Annotated in this window: 13 protein-coding genes, 2 tRNA genes and 1 rRNA gene; 9 read left to right on the top strand and 7 right to left on the bottom strand. The window is 65.4% G+C overall.

Features of this window, described 5'->3' with window-relative positions:
- Positions 1 to 14 precede the first annotated feature (14 nt).
- On the top strand, positions 15 to 2,798 hold the full coding sequence (locus tag ACIGJB_RS25220; RefSeq protein ID WP_483732707.1) for a winged helix-turn-helix domain-containing protein: 2,784 nt from the start codon (positions 15 to 17) through the stop codon (positions 2,796 to 2,798).
- A 36-nt stretch (positions 2,799 to 2,834) separates the two neighbouring features.
- On the opposite strand, the gene ACIGJB_RS25215 is transcribed toward ACIGJB_RS25220, so the two are convergent.
- Both ACIGJB_RS25215 and ACIGJB_RS25210 read right to left on the bottom strand, forming a co-directional pair.
- Entirely contained in the window at positions 2,835 to 3,506 is a 672-nt protein-coding gene (locus ACIGJB_RS25215; RefSeq protein ID WP_483732706.1) for a nitroreductase, read from the bottom strand.
- Positions 3,507 to 3,518: 12 nt separating this feature from the next.
- The gene (locus tag ACIGJB_RS25210; protein WP_483732705.1) at positions 3,519 to 4,394 is read right to left on the bottom strand and encodes a crotonase/enoyl-CoA hydratase family protein; all 876 of its coding nucleotides are present in this window, start codon (positions 4,392 to 4,394) and stop codon (positions 3,519 to 3,521) included.
- Between the two features lie 164 nt (positions 4,395 to 4,558).
- On the opposite strand from ACIGJB_RS25210, the gene ACIGJB_RS25205 reads away from it, so the two are divergent.
- The 3 genes from ACIGJB_RS25205 (at position 4,559) to ACIGJB_RS25195 (ending at position 7,296) form a co-directional block, all read left to right on the top strand.
- Positions 4,559 to 5,530, top strand: coding sequence for an NAD(P)H-dependent flavin oxidoreductase (locus tag ACIGJB_RS25205; protein WP_483732704.1), 972 nt, complete (start codon positions 4,559 to 4,561; stop codon positions 5,528 to 5,530).
- A 4-nt stretch (positions 5,531 to 5,534) separates the two neighbouring features.
- Positions 5,535 to 6,002 (top strand): PaaI family thioesterase, encoded by a 468-nt coding sequence (locus ACIGJB_RS25200; protein WP_483712060.1) that lies wholly within the window; start codon positions 5,535 to 5,537, stop codon positions 6,000 to 6,002.
- Positions 6,003 to 6,117: 115 nt separating this feature from the next.
- Complete coding sequence (locus ACIGJB_RS25195) at positions 6,118 to 7,296, top strand: acetyl-CoA C-acetyltransferase (RefSeq protein ID WP_483732703.1); 1,179 nt, start codon at positions 6,118 to 6,120, stop codon at positions 7,294 to 7,296.
- 311 nt (positions 7,297 to 7,607) lie between these two features.
- Here ACIGJB_RS25195 and ACIGJB_RS25190 read toward each other — a convergent pair whose 3' ends face one another.
- From ACIGJB_RS25190 to ACIGJB_RS25180, 3 genes are all read right to left on the bottom strand, one after another.
- Entirely contained in the window at positions 7,608 to 8,282 is a 675-nt protein-coding gene (locus ACIGJB_RS25190) for a histidine phosphatase family protein (protein WP_483732702.1), read from the bottom strand.
- A 213-nt stretch (positions 8,283 to 8,495) separates the two neighbouring features.
- Complete coding sequence (locus tag ACIGJB_RS25185) at positions 8,496 to 9,182, bottom strand: TetR/AcrR family transcriptional regulator (protein WP_483732701.1); 687 nt, start codon at positions 9,180 to 9,182, stop codon at positions 8,496 to 8,498.
- A gap of 169 nt (positions 9,183 to 9,351) precedes the next feature.
- On the bottom strand, positions 9,352 to 10,242 hold the full coding sequence (locus ACIGJB_RS25180; protein WP_483732700.1) for a LysR family transcriptional regulator: 891 nt from the start codon (positions 10,240 to 10,242) through the stop codon (positions 9,352 to 9,354).
- A gap of 110 nt (positions 10,243 to 10,352) precedes the next feature.
- On the opposite strand from ACIGJB_RS25180, the gene ACIGJB_RS25175 reads away from it, so the two are divergent.
- A complete protein-coding gene (locus ACIGJB_RS25175; RefSeq protein ID WP_483732699.1) occupies positions 10,353 to 11,021 on the top strand; it encodes a glutathione S-transferase family protein in 669 nt (222 codons plus the stop codon).
- A 55-nt stretch (positions 11,022 to 11,076) separates the two neighbouring features.
- Positions 11,077 to 12,123, top strand: coding sequence for a pyridoxamine 5'-phosphate oxidase family protein (locus ACIGJB_RS25170; RefSeq protein WP_483732698.1), 1,047 nt, complete (start codon positions 11,077 to 11,079; stop codon positions 12,121 to 12,123).
- A 14-nt stretch (positions 12,124 to 12,137) separates the two neighbouring features.
- On the opposite strand, the gene ACIGJB_RS25165 is transcribed toward ACIGJB_RS25170, so the two are convergent.
- Entirely contained in the window at positions 12,138 to 12,590 is a 453-nt protein-coding gene (locus tag ACIGJB_RS25165) for a hypothetical protein (RefSeq protein ID WP_483732697.1), read from the bottom strand.
- A 119-nt stretch (positions 12,591 to 12,709) separates the two neighbouring features.
- Entirely contained in the window at positions 12,710 to 14,302 is a 1,593-nt protein-coding gene (locus tag ACIGJB_RS25160; protein WP_483732696.1) for an exonuclease domain-containing protein, read from the bottom strand.
- A gap of 486 nt (positions 14,303 to 14,788) precedes the next feature.
- Here ACIGJB_RS25160 and ACIGJB_RS25155 point away from each other — a divergent pair.
- The 3 genes from ACIGJB_RS25155 (at position 14,789) to ACIGJB_RS25145 (ending at position 16,550) form a co-directional block, all read left to right on the top strand.
- Positions 14,789 to 16,322 (top strand): 16S ribosomal RNA (locus tag ACIGJB_RS25155).
- Positions 16,323 to 16,386: 64 nt separating this feature from the next.
- Positions 16,387 to 16,463: transfer RNA gene (locus ACIGJB_RS25150), tRNA-Ile, on the top strand.
- An 11-nt stretch (positions 16,464 to 16,474) separates the two neighbouring features.
- Positions 16,475 to 16,550: transfer RNA gene (locus ACIGJB_RS25145), tRNA-Ala, on the top strand.
- Positions 16,551 to 16,745 lie beyond the last annotated feature (195 nt).

Genomic DNA, 16,745 nt, shown 5'->3' with positions numbered 1-16,745 from the left:
GCACAAACTAGCCAATGGCGAGCAAAGAGGAGACTGCCCCGCGCCCGGCGCCGGGCACGGGCACTGGCACCCTGGTCGCGAAACTGCGGCCGCCCCTGCTGACCCCTTACCAGGTCGAGCGATCGGCCATCTGCGACACCGTCTGCGCGGCGGGCTTCGTGCGGCTCGTGCTGGTGCGCGCGCCGGCGGGCTTCGGCAAGACCACGGCCATGCTGCAATGCCGGGCGCGGCTGGAATCGACCGGCGTGCCGACGGTCTGGCTGACGCTGGATCGTGCCGACAATGACGCCACGCGCTTCATCGGTTCGCTCGAGGTGGCGCTGTCGCAGGTGCTCGAAGGCGGATCGAAGCGTCCCGCCGATCATGCCGGCGTCGATGCCGGCGAGCAGGCGCTCGCGCTGATGGACCGCGTGGCGCGGCATCCTGGCGCCTTCACGCTGTTCCTGGACGACTTCGAAGCGCTCCAGAACCCGGCCGTGGTGGGGCTGGTCTGGCAACTCGTCGAAAGCCTGCCGCCGGGCGCGCGCGTCGTGGTCGGCACGCGCTGGGTGCCCGAGACCGGCCTTGGCCGTCTGCGCGCACGCGGCGAGCTGCTCGAGATCGAACCCGCGCAACTGCGCTTCAGCGCCGTGGAAACCGAATCGTTCCTGCGCCAGGCGCGTGGCCTGAAGCTGGAGCAGGCCGCCATCAGCGCGCTCCACCGGCGTACCGAAGGATGGCCTACGGCGCTGTGGCTGGCCTCGGTGTCCATGGAGCGGCGCGCGCAGCCCGAGACCTTTATCGCGGGTTTCTCGGGCTCGAACGCGGCCATTGCCGATTACCTCGTCGAGGACGTCTTTCACCACCTGCCCGAGCCCGTGCGCGATTTCCTGTTGCGCACGTCGATCCTCGACCAGTTGTGCGGACCGCTGTGCGACGCGTTGTACCAGGCCGGCCCGCAACCCCCGGCGTCCGTCGAGGGGGAAGTTCCGGCCGGCAACAGTGCCGACATCCTGGCATGGCTGGAGCGTGCCAACCTGTTCCTGCTGCCGCTGGAAAGCGAGCGCTATGGCGAGCGCGGCACGGGCGAGCAGCCCCAGCAGTGGTATCGCTATCACAGCCTGTTTTCCAGCTTCCTGCGCGGACAGCTCGCACAGACCCTGCCGCAGGCTGTGCCCGAACTGCACATGGCGGCGTCGCGCTGGTATGAAGGCCAGGGGCGCCCGGTGCCGGCCATCGAGCACGCGTTTGCCGCGGGGGCCGTGGCCCATGCGCTGCAGCTGCTGGACAGCGCCGCGGGCGACCTGCTGGCGCAGGGGCGCATGCGGCTGCTGACGCGCTGGCTGGAAGTGGTGCCGCCCGACGAACTGGCGCGCTGGCCGAAGCTGCAGATCGCGCGCGCGTGGGCGGTGTCGTTCACGCGCGGGCCGGCGGAGGCCATTGCCTTGCTGCAGTCCGCATCCACCGAAGGGGCGGCCGGTGAACTGCTGGCGCATGTGCGCGCGTTGCGCCACATGCTGCTCAATATGATGGATCGCTTCGACGATGCCCGTGCCTTTGCGCGCAATGAGCTGCCGCCGTTGCCGATGGGCTACGCGTTTCCCGATGCCATCCTCGCCACGTCGATGGGCCGGCTGGCGGCGGTCAGTGGCGACTACGCCGAGGCGCGCCGTCTTCTGGCCGTCGCGCGCCAGGCCGTGCGCGGGTCGGACAGCAATTTCAACAAGATCTTCTCGGAGTCGGTCGAAGGGCTGATCGACCTGCGCCAGGGGCGGTTGCAGCAGGCGCTGGGACGCTTCCGCATTGCCGCGCGCACCATGCTGCCGAACCGGTTCGGGCCGACCAATGGCAATGCCATGGCCTGCATCCTGCTGGCCGAAGGACTCTATGAGAGTGGCGATTCCGACCGCGCCGGCCGGCTGCTCAATGTCTATCTGCCGCTATCGCGAGACCTGGGCCTGCCGGACCAGATTATCACCGGACACCTGGTGCTCGCGCGCATTGCGTTCGAGCGCGGCGAAGCGGACCAGGCCCATGAATGGCTGGCCGCGCTGGAGCATCTCGGCCACCATCGTGGCCTGACGCGGCTGGTCATGGCCGCAATGCTCGAACGCGCGCGGCTGGCCTTGCGCCAGGGCAACCGGCATGCCGCCGAGGAAGCCTTGCAGCGGGCGGCCGACCCCGCGCTGTGGCGTACGCGCCCGGGCGTCAGCTCCTTTGCCAGCGATGTCGAAGACATCACCGTCGGCCGCCTGCGGCTGGCCTTGCATGTCGAGCCGACTGCGCCGGTGCGCGAGGCGCTGGAGCGTGAACTGGCGGCGGCGGTGTCCAACCAGCTGATGCGGCGCGCGCTGAAGCTGCGCATCCTGCTGGCGCAGGCGTATCAGCGCACGGGTGACGGCGCGCAGGCGCTCGTGGTCATGAGCGAAGCGTTGCGCTTCGGTGCGGCGGAAGGCTTTGTCCGCATTTTTGCCGACGAGGGTGACGAAGTGCGCCGCCTGGTGGCGCAGGCCTGTTCGAGACAAGGCGGCAACCTGCCGTCGGCGTATGTGGAAAAGCTGCTCGACGCGTGCGGCATGGGACCGGACGCGGCCCCGGCGAACCAGCCTGCGCCGGCGCCGCTCGTGGAACCGCTGACGCCGAAGGAGCAGAAGGTGCTGCAACTGCTGGCCGAAGGCTTTTCCAACGTCGCCATGGCGCAGCGGCTGTTCGTGTCGGAAACCACCGTGCGCACGCACTTGCGCAATATCAGCGCCAAACTGCACGCCAGCAACCGCACGCAGGCAGTGGCTATCGCCAGGCAGCTCGGGCTGCTGTAAAAAAGGCGCGCCGGACCGGCGCGCCTTGCTACCTTGTCAGATACCCATGAACTCGGTGAACGCCTCCAGCGGCGCGCGTGGCGTGCGCAACTGGTTGGCGCGTGCTTCAGTATCTTCGTAGCCGATTGCCATGCCCGAGAAAAGCATCCGCTCGGGCGGCAGCGACAGGAAGCTGCCGAGGGTCTGCGGATAGATCGCCCAGCATTCCTGTGCGCAGCTGTCCAGGCCTTCCTCGCGCAGCAGCAACATCACCGTCTGCAGGTACATGCCAAGGTCGGACCATTGCGGCGGGCCCATGCGCCGGTCAACGCTGCAGAACAGCGCCAGCGGCGCGCCGAAGAAGGCGAAGTTGTTGGCGAACTGGGCCAGGCGTCCCCGCTTGTCTTCTCGCGGGATATCGAGGCAGCGGTATAGCGCCTCGCCCACTTCGAAGCGGCGATCGCGGTAGGGCGGGGCCAGCTCGCGCGGATAGATGTCGTACTCGCGGTCTTCGCCGCCGGGCGCTTCCGCCACGCGCTGGCGCATGATGCCTTTGAGCCGATCCATCTCTTCGCCGCCGACCACGTGGAGGTGCCACGGCTGCAGGTTGCCGCCCGAGGGCGCGCGTGCCGCGGTGTTCAGCACGCGGCGGATGGTATCGGGATCAACGGGCTTGGGCAGGAAACCACGCACGGATTTGCGGCTGTCGACCGCCTGGCTGACTTTCATCTTGGCTGCTCCTCAAGCGAACGGAGGCTCGCCGCCCCATTCGAAGAAGTCCGGCATGTCTGCCGAAACGCGGTCCGGGAAGGCCGCGGGCCGCTTTTCGAGGAAAGCGCTGACGCCTTCCTTGACGTCGGCCGAGCGGCCGCGCGACTGGATCGCCCGGCTGTCGAGCTTGTGCGCTTCCATCGGGTGGCTGGCGCCGGCCATGCGCCAGATCAGCTGACGCGAGATGGCCACGGACACCGGCGCCGCATTATCGGCGATTTCCCGCGCAATGGCGCGGGCGGCGGGCAACAGGTCGTCGGGCGCATGGAGCGAGCGCACCAGGCCGCGCTCGAACGCTTCCTGCGCCGAGAATACGCGGCCGGTGTAGCACCACTCGAGCGCCGTCGAGATGCCGACCACGCGCGACAGGAACCACGACGACGCGGCTTCCGGCGTAATGCCGCGCCGCGCGAACACGAAGCCGAACTTGGCATCGGTGGACGCCAGCCGGATGTCCATCGGCAACTGCATGGTCACGCCAACGCCGACCGCCGCGCCGTTCACCGCGCCGATGACCGGCTTGAGGCTGCGGAAGATGCGCAGCGACACGCGGCCGCCGCCGTCGCGGTGGGCCGTGTCGGGCTTCGCGCCATAGCGCTTCTCGAAATCGAAGGTGGAGCTGCCGCCCGACAGGTCCGCGCCCGCGCAGAAGGCGCGGCCGGCGCCCGTGACGATGACGGCGCGCACGTTGTCGTCGGCATCGGTGGCGTCGAAGGCGGCAATCAGGTCCTGCATCATCTGGGCCGTAAAGGCGTTGAGCTGGTCGGGCCGGTGCAGGGTGATGGTCGCTACGCCGTCTTCCACGGCGTAGCGCAGGGTCTCGAAGGTCGGGGTGGGTTGGGTCATGGCTGTCAGGCGGCGTGGGTGGGTCTGGTCCACACTAGTGCAGAATCCGTCTCCCGCAATCGTCGTTTTCGACGAAGCTAAGGCGCGCTGGGGCACCTTAGACTGGCCCAGCGTGGCGCGGACTGCCCAGGTGGCAGGCTGCGCGGCTGAAACCAAGGACAACCATGAAGACACGTATCACCGAAATGCTGGGCATCCGCTACCCGATCATCCAGGGCGGCATGCAATGGGTGGGTTATGCCGAGATGGCCGCTGCCGTCTCCAATGCCGGCGGCCTGGGCATCCTGACCGCGCTGACGCAGCCGACGCCCGAGGCACTGGCCGAGGAAATCCGCCGCTGCCGCGACATGACCGATCGTCCCTTCGGTGTCAACCTCACGCTGCTGCCGTCGATCAATCCGCCGCCGTATGCGCGTTATCTCGACGTCATCATAGAAAGTGGCGTGAAGGTGCTGGAAACGGCAGGCAACAACCCGAAGGAGCACATTGCGCGCGCCAAGGCCGCCGGCCTGAAGGTGATCCACAAGTGCGTGGCGATCCGCCATGCGCTATCGGCCGAGCGCCTCGGTGTCGATGCGGTGTCGATCGACGGCTTCGAATGCGCGGGCCATCCCGGCGAAGACGACGTGCCGAGCATGGTGCTGATTCCGCTGGCGGCGCGCCGGTTGCAGATTCCCGTGATCGCTTCGGGCGGCATCGCCGATGGCCGTGGCATGGCGGCGGCCCTGGTGCTGGGCGCCGAGGGCGTGAACATGGGCACGCGCTTCTGTGCCACGCGTGAAGCGCCCATCCACGACAACATCAAGCAGGCACTGGTTGCGGCCAGCGAGCGCGATACCAACCTGATCTTCCGCACCATGCATAACACCGCTCGCGTGCTGAAGAATGCGATCTCCGACGAGGTGGTCAGCATCGAACGCCGTCCGGGCGGCGCAGAGTTCGAAGAAGTGCGGCATCTGGTGACCGGCCAGCGTGGCAAGGCGGCGCTGGTGGCGGGCGAACCCGATGGCGGTATCGTCAGCGCGGGCCAGTGCGTGGGCCTGATCGACGATGTGCCGAGCTGCGAAGAGCTGGTAGCGCGCATGGTGGCGGAGTGCCGCGAGCAACTTGGTGTCGCCTCGCGTTATTTCGGCTGAAGCCATGGCGGAAGGGGACATTGCCGCCATGGCCACCAATGACAATGCGGCGGCGGGCGCTGCCGCGGAGGCCGTGCCCGAGGGCTTCGTGGCCTTACGCGAGCTGGACGGCTACATGGGCCACTTTGGCCAGTTGTATGTCGATCTGCCGCGCCGCACCCTGGCCGTGCGTGTCGGCAAGCATCATCTGAACAATCTCGGCATTCCGCACGGCGGCATGCTGGCCACGCTGGCCGATACCGCGATCGGCATGATGATGCAGATCGAGACCGAGCGGAAGAACGCCGCCGTCACGGTCAACCTGAGCCTGGATTATCTCGACGCGGCGCGCGTCGGCGACTGGCTCGAGGCGCGCGTGGAATTCGACAAGCTCGGTTCGCGCCTGCGCTATGGCACGTGCCGCGTGATGAGCGGGGAACGCTGCCTGCTGCGTGCCACCGCCATTTTTGCGGTGCTCGCGCCGCGGACCTGAGCCCGGGCGCGCGGTTCGTCGCTTCCGACGACGCGCGCACCGGATCACGCCAACACAATACGAGCATCGAGGTTATACGGCTGGTCATTGTGCCGGCACCGTTCAAGGAGATCACATGGCAGAGGCATATATCGTTGGCGCGGTACGTACCGCGGGTGGGCGCAAGGGCGGCAGGCTCGCCGGCTGGCATCCGGCCGACCTGGCGGCGGAGGTGCTCAACGCGCTGCTGGACCGCACCGGTGCCGATCCCGCGCTGATCGAAGACGTCATCATGGGCTGCGTGAGCCAGGTCGGCGAGCAAGCCGGCAACGTGGCGCGCAACGCCATCCTGGCCTCGCGCCTGCCGGAAAGCGTGCCGGGTACCTCGGTCGACCGCCAGTGCGGTTCGTCGCAGCAGGCGCTGCACTTCGCCGCGCAGGCGGTCATGTCGGGCGCGATGGACATCGTCATTGCTGCGGGCGTGGAAAGCATGACGCGCGTGCCGATGGGCCTGTCGTCGCAGTTGCCGGCCAAGAACGGCTTCGGCGTGCCGAAGAGCCCGAACGTCGAGCAGCGTTACCCGGGTGTGCAGTTCAGCCAGTTCACCGGCGCGGAAATGATCGCGCGCAACTACGGCTTTTCGCGTGAGGACCTGGACCGTTACGCACTGCTGAGCCACCAGCGCGCTGCCGCCGCAACGCGCGCGGGCCGCTTCAATGCCGAAATCGTGCCGGTGGAAGTTCGCCTGGCCGATGGCACCCGCAACGGCGAGATGCATACCGCCGACGAAGGCATTCGCGCGGATTCCACGCTGGAATCGATCGGCAGCGTCAAGCTGATCGCCGAGGGCGGTCGTGTGACGGCGGCTACGGCCAGCCAGATCTGCGACGGCGCGGCAGGCCTGATGGTGGTCAACGAAGCCGGCCTGAAGAAGCTGGGCGTCAATCCGCTGGCCCGCGTGCACCACATGACCGTGATCGGCCATGACCCGGTGATCATGCTGGAAGCGCCGCTGCCGGCTACGCAGCATGCGCTCAAGAAGGCGGGCATGAGCATCAATGACATCGACCTGTACGAAGTGAACGAGGCCTTCGCGCCGGTGCCGCTCGCGTGGCTCAAGGCTGTCGGTGCCGATCCGGAACGTCTGAACATCCATGGCGGCGCCATCGCCCTGGGCCATCCGCTGGGCGGCTCGGGCGCCAAGCTGATGACCACGCTGATCCATTCGTTGCATACACATGGCAAGCGCTACGGCCTGCAGACCATGTGCGAAGGTGGCGGGCTGGCCAACGTCACCATTATCGAGCGCCTGTAAGCGCTGCGCCGGGCAACCGGTATCCGCTCGGTTCGGCGGAGGGCAAGGGGTAAAGGGAGCAGGACCGGCGGCGCGGGCATGTCAAAGTGCCTGCGCCAGTCGCCGGGGCGGCAGTTGCCAGGGCATATGGCATCGCCACTGTTCCGACTGGCGTCGCAACGACGCTGGCAGAGAAGCGTAAAGGGAGAAGGACCGGCGGCGCGGGCATGTCAAAGTGCCCGCGCCACTCGCCGGAACAGGCTCCAATTCCAGCCCGGATGCTCCGGGACTTCATCTGGCAAGACCTTTTGACGGCGCTACGCGCCGAGAACTCAGGCGAACGTCTGCGCGCTGCGGCGGTCCGGCGTTTCCAGGTGCGGCACGCTGTTGAAGCTCAGCAAGCGGCGCGTGTCGCGGCCGACGATGATTTCGCAGAATGCGGTATTGCGGAACTGAAGGTTCAACTCGATGGCCGTTTGCGCGGGCGCGCCCAACAGGTCCGCGGCGGCCCGGCCAATGGCGCCGCCCGAGCTCACCACCAGGATGGCATCTTCTCGCGAGGTGCCTTCGCATGCCTGCGTCAGCGCTCCATCGATGCGCGCACCAAACTCGGTCCAGGATTCCGGCATATCGGCAAGGGTGTCCTGAGTCCAGGCGTGATAGGCCGACCTGAACGTGCGCCAGTAGTCATGGTAGTCGCCGTTCTGGTGGGCGCGGTGGTCGGCGCCGCCGGTATAGGCGCGATACAGCGCCTCGCCGTCGTATTCGTTCAGGCCAGGATGCGATGCCATCGAGGATCCCGCCATGCCCATCGCCGACAGGATTTCCGAGGCCGTGTCCTGCTGGCGCACCAGCGTGCCGGCCACGACGCGCTTGAGGTTGAGGCCCCGATCCCGTAAGTACTCGCCGAGCCAGCGCGCCTGCTGCCGGCCGGTTGCGGAAAGGCAGTCGTAGTTGGCCGCGCCGAACGAGGCCTGTCCGTGCCGGACGAGGAAGAGGGTTGCCATGGAGATTCTCGAGGTTCGATGTGCTGGCGCTCCGCGAAAGCGCGGCGCACCGGCAGGAAGGGTTGGATGCGCGGATGGGCCAGCCAGTGTGTAGGCGAGATTCTAGGGGGCTAACATGCGCCTTCCAAGCAAGGCGCATGGAAATTCATAGCGGCTATCGCCGGCCTGCATTACCTGCGGCCGGGATCACGCGGAAACCCCTGAAATGGGACGTCAGGCCGGCGCGACTTCCACGCCCAGGTAGCCGATCAGCATGCGCGTCATCTCGACCGGCAGCCGTTCGTCATCCAGGTGGAATGGCCCGGGGTCGTTCAGTACCGCGTTGACGAGCATGCTGAATACGGCTTGCATGGCAAAGCGCACTCGCTGCTCGGCTTCGGGAACCGGCAAGGGCAGGCGGGGCACGAGCAGTAGCACCATGCGCTCTACTACCGCGTCGCCGTTCTGGCGATGGGGCAGCCATTCCTCCGGGCGAGTCGACGCATGCCGCAGCGAAGCGCGGATGACGCCACGGTTGGCAATGACGCCGAGCACCAGGAAGCGCATGGCCTTTTCAAGCAGCAGGTGCGTCGGGACGTCTTCCCAGCGTTGCTGGCTCAGGTAGCGTTTGACGGACTCGGCCGTTTCTTCGATCACCACGGCGCGCAGGGCTTCGAAGTAGGCCATCTTGTCGCGGAAGCGGCCATAAAAGGCACCCACCGACACCTGGCACGCCGCCGCGATCTGGGCCACCGATACCGCTGCAAAGTCCCGTTGCGCGAGCAGGTCGCGTCCCGCGCCGAGCAATGCCTGTTCGGTTTCGCGCGCGCGGCGCTGGCGCGGAGGCTGCAGGATCGAAGGGGTCTCCACGCGCGGAAAGGCGGAAGTTGGGAAGGTGCCTCCTGGGGTCATGTCTCGCATAGTTTTATTTAGATAATTCGAATTATGATTCGGTTTTGAACCATACGGGCAGGATGGCAGGGACGTCAAGCGTGTTTTCACATTTCCACCTGACGCGTCACTTGCTATGGACGGTCTGCCGGTTTTCCTGTCGGGGCCCCTCGGACGCGCGCTGGCCGGGTTCAGGGCTTCAGCGAAAGCGCGGCTCGAGATCATCGCGCATCCACGCCAGGAAGGCGCGGGTGCGGGCCGGCAGCAGGCGCGCGTGCGGATAGATCAGCGACAGCGGCCAGGCTGGCAGCTCGAACGGCTCGAGCACGATGCGTAACTGCCGTTGCCGCACCAGGTCGTCGACCTGGTAGGACAGGAAATGCCCGAAGCCCGCGCCGGCCGCGCACGCGGCCACTGCGGGCGCCGTCTGGTTGAATTCGAGGTTGCCCGCGACCGGCACCTGGAATTCCTTGTCCTGTTCCTGGAAGGTCCACCAGTGTGCGTTGGCGCCCGTCACGCGGATGCACGCGGACTTGGCCAGCTCATCCGGGTGCCGGGGCACGCCGTGGCGCCGCAGTACCGCCGGCGTGGCCACCACGACCCGGCGGATGTGGCCGACCGTCTGCGCGACCAGCGTGGAGTCGGCCAGCGGACCGATGCGCACGCCGACATCCAGGTCTTCTTCGAGCAGGTTGACAACGCGGTCGGTGAATGACATGCGGCATTGCACTTTCGGGTAGCGCCGGGCAAAGCGTGTCACGGCAGGCGCCACGTACATCTGGCCGAACAGCATCGGCGCGGTCAGGTGGAGCTGGCCGGTCGGCTCGACGTGGCGTTCGGTCAGTCCGGCTTCCACTTCGTCGATGGTGGCGAGAATGCGCCGGCAGCTGTCGAGATAGCGCCGTCCCTCGTCGGTGAGCGACAGGCGGCGCGTCGTGCGGTTGAGCAGGCGGACCTGCAGCGCTGACTCCAGCGCGGCGAGCGTACGCACCACCGCGGGCAGCGAGGAATCCAGCGACGCGGCGGCCGCGGTCAGGCTGCCGTCGTCGACGATGCGCACAAAGGTCTGCATGGCTTTCAGCTTGTCCATTGCGGCACATTACTCCGATTATTGGAGTAGTCAAATACGGCAAGTCCTCTTTATTGCGCCGCTGGCGGCTCCCACAATGGCCTCATTCCACCCAGCCAACGAAGCCTGCCATGCCCAATCCGACCACCCCGCCGACCGCCCCGCCGACCACCCTGCCATCGACGCCGCTGATCCTGTATCGCTTCCCGCTGTCCGGCCACGCGCACCGCGCGCAGCTGATGCTCTCCTTGCTGGGCCTGCCATACCGTCTGGTCGACGTCGACCTGCGTGGCGGCGAGCACAGGCGCGAGGCATTCCTGCGCCTCAATCCATTCGGGCAGGTGCCGGTGCTCGATGACGCCGGCACCATCGTCAGCGACTCGAATGCCATCCTCGTGTATCTGGCCACGCGCTATGACGACGGTAACTGGCTGCCGCGCGATCCGGCCGCGGCCGCGGCGGTGCAGCGCTGGCTCTCGGTCGCGGCCGGAGAGATCGCGTTCGGTCCCGCCGCGGCGCGCCTTTCCGTGCTGTTCGGCGCCGCGCTGCCGGTTGAGGATGCGCGTGCCCGCGCCACGCGCCTGTTCGGGTTGATGGAACCGATCCTGGCCAGCCAGCCATTCCTGGCGGCCAGCCGGCCGACGCTGGCGGACGTGGCGGCATACAGCTATATCGCGCGCGCCGAGGAGGGCGGCGTCGCTCTGTCGCCGTACCCGGCGCTCAATGCCTGGCTGCGGCGCATCGAGGCGCTGCCCGGATTCGTCCCGATGCCGGTGTCTGGCATCGGGCTCGCCGCCTGAGACAGCGCCTGCGACCCAGTCAGCCGCAAGATCCCCGATCATCCAGGAGCCCATCATGGAACTGCCCGTACGCCCGCATCGCGCTTCTCCGTTTCACGCCGGCGAGCTTGCCGCCCAGGAGCGGGCCGGCGTGCGCGAGCAGATGGACGCCGGTGGCCGGCGCATGATCCGTGCCGAGATGCCCGAGCAGCACCGGACGTTCTTTGGCCAGTTGCCATTCGTGGTTGCGGGCGCGGTCGATGGCTCTGGATTGCCGTGGGCGACGCTGCTGACCGGGGAGCCGGGGTTTGCCTGGTCGCCCGATCCGGCCCACTTGCGTATCGATGCCTTGCCGAAGGCCGGCGATCCCCTTGTGCAATCGCTGGAGGAGGGGAGGCGCATAGGCTTGCTCGGCATCGAGCTGCCGACGCGGCGCCGCAATCGCATGAACGGCACTATCGTCCTGCGCGATGACGGCGGCATCACCGTCGCGGTCGAACAGAGCTTCGGCAACTGCCCGCGTTATATCCAGCTGCGCGACCTCGACTCCGCCCGGTCATCGGAGCCGTCGACGGTTGCATGGCACGGACGCGAACTGGATGCGGCAGCCGTTGCCCTGCTGCGCCGTGCGGATACGCTGTTCATCGCCAGCCACTACCAGGCAAAGCCCGGCGAGGATGGGGGCGAAGGCGTCGATGTGTCGCACCGCGGCGGGAGGCCAGGTTTCATTCGTGTGGACGACACGCGCACGCTGACCTTTCCCGATTTCAATGGCAACAAGCTCTTCAATACCATCGGAAACCTGCTGGTCAATCCGCGCGCGGGGATCCTCGTGCCGGACTTCGGCAACGGTTCGCTGCTGCATGTCAGCGGGAATGCCGAGGTCATCTGGGAGGGCGACGAGGTCGAGGCTTTTGCCGGCGCCGAACGGCTGGTACGCGTGCATGTTGCATCCGTGGTGCGCCGGGAGCGCGCGTTGCCATGGCGCTGGCAGCTGCGCGAGTACTCGCCATGGCTGGCAAACACCGGGTCCTGGACGGAAGGCCAAACAGAAGCGCTGGGGACAGGCTGTGAAGGGGTCGGGCGCGAGGATCGATTGAGACGCTCAGTCGCCGAAAGCTGAGCGGGCGCCAGTTCTTATTGGCGAGTCCGGTGCTTCAGCGCGGCGCAGTTCCCGGAGAGCGTGGTGACGCAGCAAGCGTCGCCACGCCAGTCTCCCCACATGACAGCGTCGTCGGGCCCCGCCACCAGCCAGCGTTCACAGCGTCCCGGCAGGCGGGGGGTATCCACGCCAGCGTCGCGAGCCTCGGCAGTCTGTGGCTTGGCGGGCGGCTGCACAATGTCTTGCCAGACGTAAGCCGTACCGCCAGGCACCGCCTGCACGGTCTGCGGCGGCCCCCACTGTGCCTTGGCCTCATCGATCGGTACGCCCTTCCAGGAATCGAGCAGGCTGCGCATCGTGTCGCTTTCGATGCTGGCGCAAGCGCCAGCCAAAATCATGGCGAATACGGCGGCAGCCGCGGGTGCCGTGCGACGGATCGCGGCCCTGGGCGTGCGCAGGGCGAGAAAAAGGAAACTTGAGGCCGGCATGGGCGACTCCGCGGCTGCAATCAGGGCGCCAGGCCCCTCAGTAAAGGCTAGCGGAGCCGCTTCGGCCGGTGCAAGCGCGCTATGCGCGCTGGGGCACGGAGGCCCGGAACTTTGGCGCGTCAGTTGTCGAACAGGCCCGGCGTGGGCGCGTGCCGAGCCGGCGGCTTTCGGGATGCCAGCTGGCGCAACGCTGTCGGGCGGGCATGATCGTCATGCGCGGGGGACTCGTAAAAGGTCAACTCGAAGCTGCGTGTAGACACTAGTTGCACGACATTGGGCGCCCACTGCGGCAGGCGCGAAGCCAGGATCTGGTAGGTATCGAGTTCGAAACGCGCTGGCGCGGCAAGCAGCGCCGCGGCGTCTTCCTGGCTTCGCGCCGAGCCGAGGTAGCACCAGTCCTCTACGACATGCCACCAGGTTTGCGTTCCCGAAACTTCAGGCCAGGCGACGGGGCCGCTGAAGGGCCAGGGTTTGAGCTCCGATCCGGCCATGGCCGTGACGATTCTCGCGCGGTGGCGGCGCGAGTCTTCCGCACCGACGCAGGCGCCCTCACATCGGTGAATCTGGCGCGCGAAGCAGGGGCTGCCCGCGCGTGTCGTCTTCTCCAGCGAAAGCGTTGCCTGGCAGAGTTGATGCTCGTCTGCTAGCCGTCGCAGCCAGCCGTGCGCTGCGCCACGGCTGGGGAATGCGCCGTACAGGTGGCCACGTCGACTGAAATCCGTATCGATATCCGAGCGCAGGCGTGGCACGGGCAATTCAGGGAGGAATTCCCACGTGTACAGCCGGGTGTTCCTGCGCAGCAACTGGTTGTGAACGGGCTGCATCGACTTGACCAGGCTCGCTTCGAGCAGCAGGGCGCCGATTTCGCCGCCGGTCTCGCGCCATTCCACGCGCCGGACGAGCCGGGCCAGGCGCATGTCGGTGCCGACGCGGTAATCGCCCGAGAAATGCGCGCCGATGCGTTGCCGCAGATGGACGCTCTTGCCTATATAGAGCGGCGCATCGTTGTCGCCATAGAACAGATAGACGCCCGCGGTATCGGGCACCTCATCCAGCGCCGTCTCTTCGAGGCCGGCGGGCAGGCTCGCGCGCCGGATCAGCGCTCGTGTGGCGGCAGCGACGAGTTCGACGGAATAGAGCGCATGGATCTTCTGCCAGAACTGCCAGAGCAGTTCGGCATCGGCCAGCGCCCGGTGGCGTGCGCGGGGCTCCAGGCCGAAGCGGACGACGATCGCATCCAGCCCGTGCTTTGCCACCGAGGGGAACAGGGAGCGTGAGAGCCTGACTGTGCACAGGACATCGGCACGGAAGGTCAGTCCGGCGCGCCGGAACTCATTCTTCAGGAACCCGTAGTCGAAGCGCGCGTTGTGGGCGACGAAAAGGCGGCCTTGCAGGCGCTCGGCCAGCGTCTCGGCGATCGACGCGAAAGCGGGCTGGCCACGGACCATCTCGTCCGTGATGCCGGTCAGGCGCTGGATGAACGGAGGAATGGCGATGCCGGGATCCAGCAATGTGTCCCATTCCAGGATCCCGTCGGGGCCGACTTCGATCACGCCGATTTCTGTGATCCGGTCGTGCTGGGCATCGGCGCCGGTGGTTTCCAGGTCCACGAAGACGATCGGGCGCGACAGTGCCGCCGCAAGAGACTGTGCATCGGCGTACGTTGCTTCCGCTGCCTGTGTGTCCGTGAGAGGGGGAGAAGTGTCCTGCATGAACGGATTCTAAGGGCGCCGGCGATTGGCGTCAGAACGTTCTCAAAAAACGCTTGCCAAGCGCATAGTGGTGACGTAATATTCGCCCCCTCGCAACACAACGCGGCGCTGCAAAGCAGACGTAGCAAGGGTTGCGGGGTTGATCGGGTGGTTCGGCGGCGCGAAGTTGGCGCGACGAACCGGAGCAAAAAAGATTGCTGACCTGGTTGACGAAACGAAGAAAGTGCTACATAATCTCGTTTCTCTGCTGCAGACAACGCAGCGCGCTGAACGGCAAAGCCGGCAGCGAAGTTCTTTAACAACCAAACAACCGATAAGTGTGGGCGCTGGGTAGCGGACGCACGAGGTCTTCGGACTTCGGAGCTTCACAAGTTATACAGTGCTCGCACAGCAAAACGTGACTGGGTCTTCGGATCTGGTCAGTCAGTTTTCTGAGAGTGAGCGACCGCTCGAAAGAGCGAGGGTCTTCGGACCCACACAGAGATTGAACTGAAGAGTTTGATCCTGGCTCAGATTGAACGCTGGCGGCATGCCTTACACATGCAAGTCGAACGGCAGCGCGGGCTTCGGCCTGGCGGCGAGTGGCGAACGGGTGAGTAATACATCGGAACGTGCCCTGTCGTGGGGGATAACTAGTCGAAAGATTAGCTAATACCGCATACGACCTGAGGGTGAAAGCGGGGGACCGGTAACGGCCTCGCGCGACAGGAGCGGCCGATGTCTGATTAGCTAGTTGGTGGGGTAAAAGCCTACCAAGGCGACGATCAGTAGCTGGTCTGAGAGGACGATCAGCCACACTGGGACTGAGACACGGCCCAGACTCCTACGGGAGGCAGCAGTGGGGAATTTTGGACAATGGGGGCAACCCTGATCCAGCAATGCCGCGTGTGTGAAGAAGGCCTTCGGGTTGTAAAGCACTTTTGTCCGGAAAGAAAACGTCCTGGTTAATACCTGGGGCGGATGACGGTACCGGAAGAATAAGCACCGGCTAACTACGTGCCAGCAGCCGCGGTAATACGTAGGGTGCGAGCGTTAATCGGAATTACTGGGCGTAAAGCGTGCGCAGGCGGTTTGATAAGACAGGCGTGAAATCCCCGAGCTTAACTTGGGAATGGCGCTTGTGACTGTCAGGCTAGAGTATGTCAGAGGGGGGTAGAATTCCACGTGTAGCAGTGAAATGCGTAGAGATGTGGAGGAATACCGATGGCGAAGGCAGCCCCCTGGGACGTCACTGACGCTCATGCACGAAAGCGTGGGGAGCAAACAGGATTAGATACCCTGGTAGTCCACGCCCTAAACGATGTCAACTAGTTGTTGGGGATTCATTTCTTCAGTAACGTAGCTAACGCGTGAAGTTGACCGCCTGGGGAGTACGGTCGCAAGATTAAAACTCAAAGGAATTGACGGGGACCCGCACAAGCGGTGGATGATGTGGATTAATTCGATGCAACGCGAAAAACCTTACCTACCCTTGACATGCCACTAACGAAGCAGAGATGCATCAGGTGCCCGAAAGGGAAAGTGGACACAGGTGCTGCATGGCTGTCGTCAGCTCGTGTCGTGAGATGTTGGGTTAAGTCCCGCAACGAGCGCAACCCTTGTCTCTAGTTGCTACGAAAGGGCACTCTAGAGAGACTGCCGGTGACAAACCGGAGGAAGGTGGGGATGACGTCAAGTCCTCATGGCCCTTATGGGTAGGGCTTCACACGTCATACAATGGTGCGTACAGAGGGTTGCCAACCCGCGAGGGGGAGCTAATCCCAGAAAACGCATCGTAGTCCGGATCGTAGTCTGCAACTCGACTACGTGAAGCTGGAATCGCTAGTAATCGCGGATCAGCATGCCGCGGTGAATACGTTCCCGGGTCTTGTACACACCGCCCGTCACACCATGGGAGTGGGTTTTGCCAGAAGTAGTTAGCCTAACCGCAAGGAGGGCGATTACCACGGCAGGGTTCATGACTGGGGTGAAGTCGTAACAAGGTAGCCGTATCGGAAGGTGCGGCTGGATCACCTCCTTTCCAGAGGCGCGCGTTCTGCGTGTCCAGTGTCCACACTTATCGGTTTGTTTGCTGTTACAGCCAAGGGTCTGTAGCTCAGGTGGTTAGAGCACCGTCTTGATAAGGCGGGGGTCGTAGGTTCAAGTCCTACCAGACCCACCAAGTTATCCGAGGGGGGATTAGCTCAGCTGGGAGAGCACCTGCTTTGCAAGCAGGGGGTCGTCGGTTCGATCCCGTCATCCTCCACCATCGCTCTGACGAGTGAGTTGCGGAAACCTGGAATTGGTTGTCAAAGGAAAGCATTTGATTGAGTGCTTCCCTTTGGCATTGCCAAGCGAGCGCGGGTCTATCCTGCGCATCGGCTGTTCTTTAACAATATGGGATGTAGTAAAGGTGTCGCGCGAGCGTTGATGAGACGCTGCAGTACAAACGCGATACCGGGTT

This window comes from Cupriavidus sp. C2SS-8b (assembly GCF_057073745.1).
The sequence above is the reverse complement of the archived record's forward strand: the minus strand, read 5'-3'. Positions and strand labels throughout refer to the sequence as shown.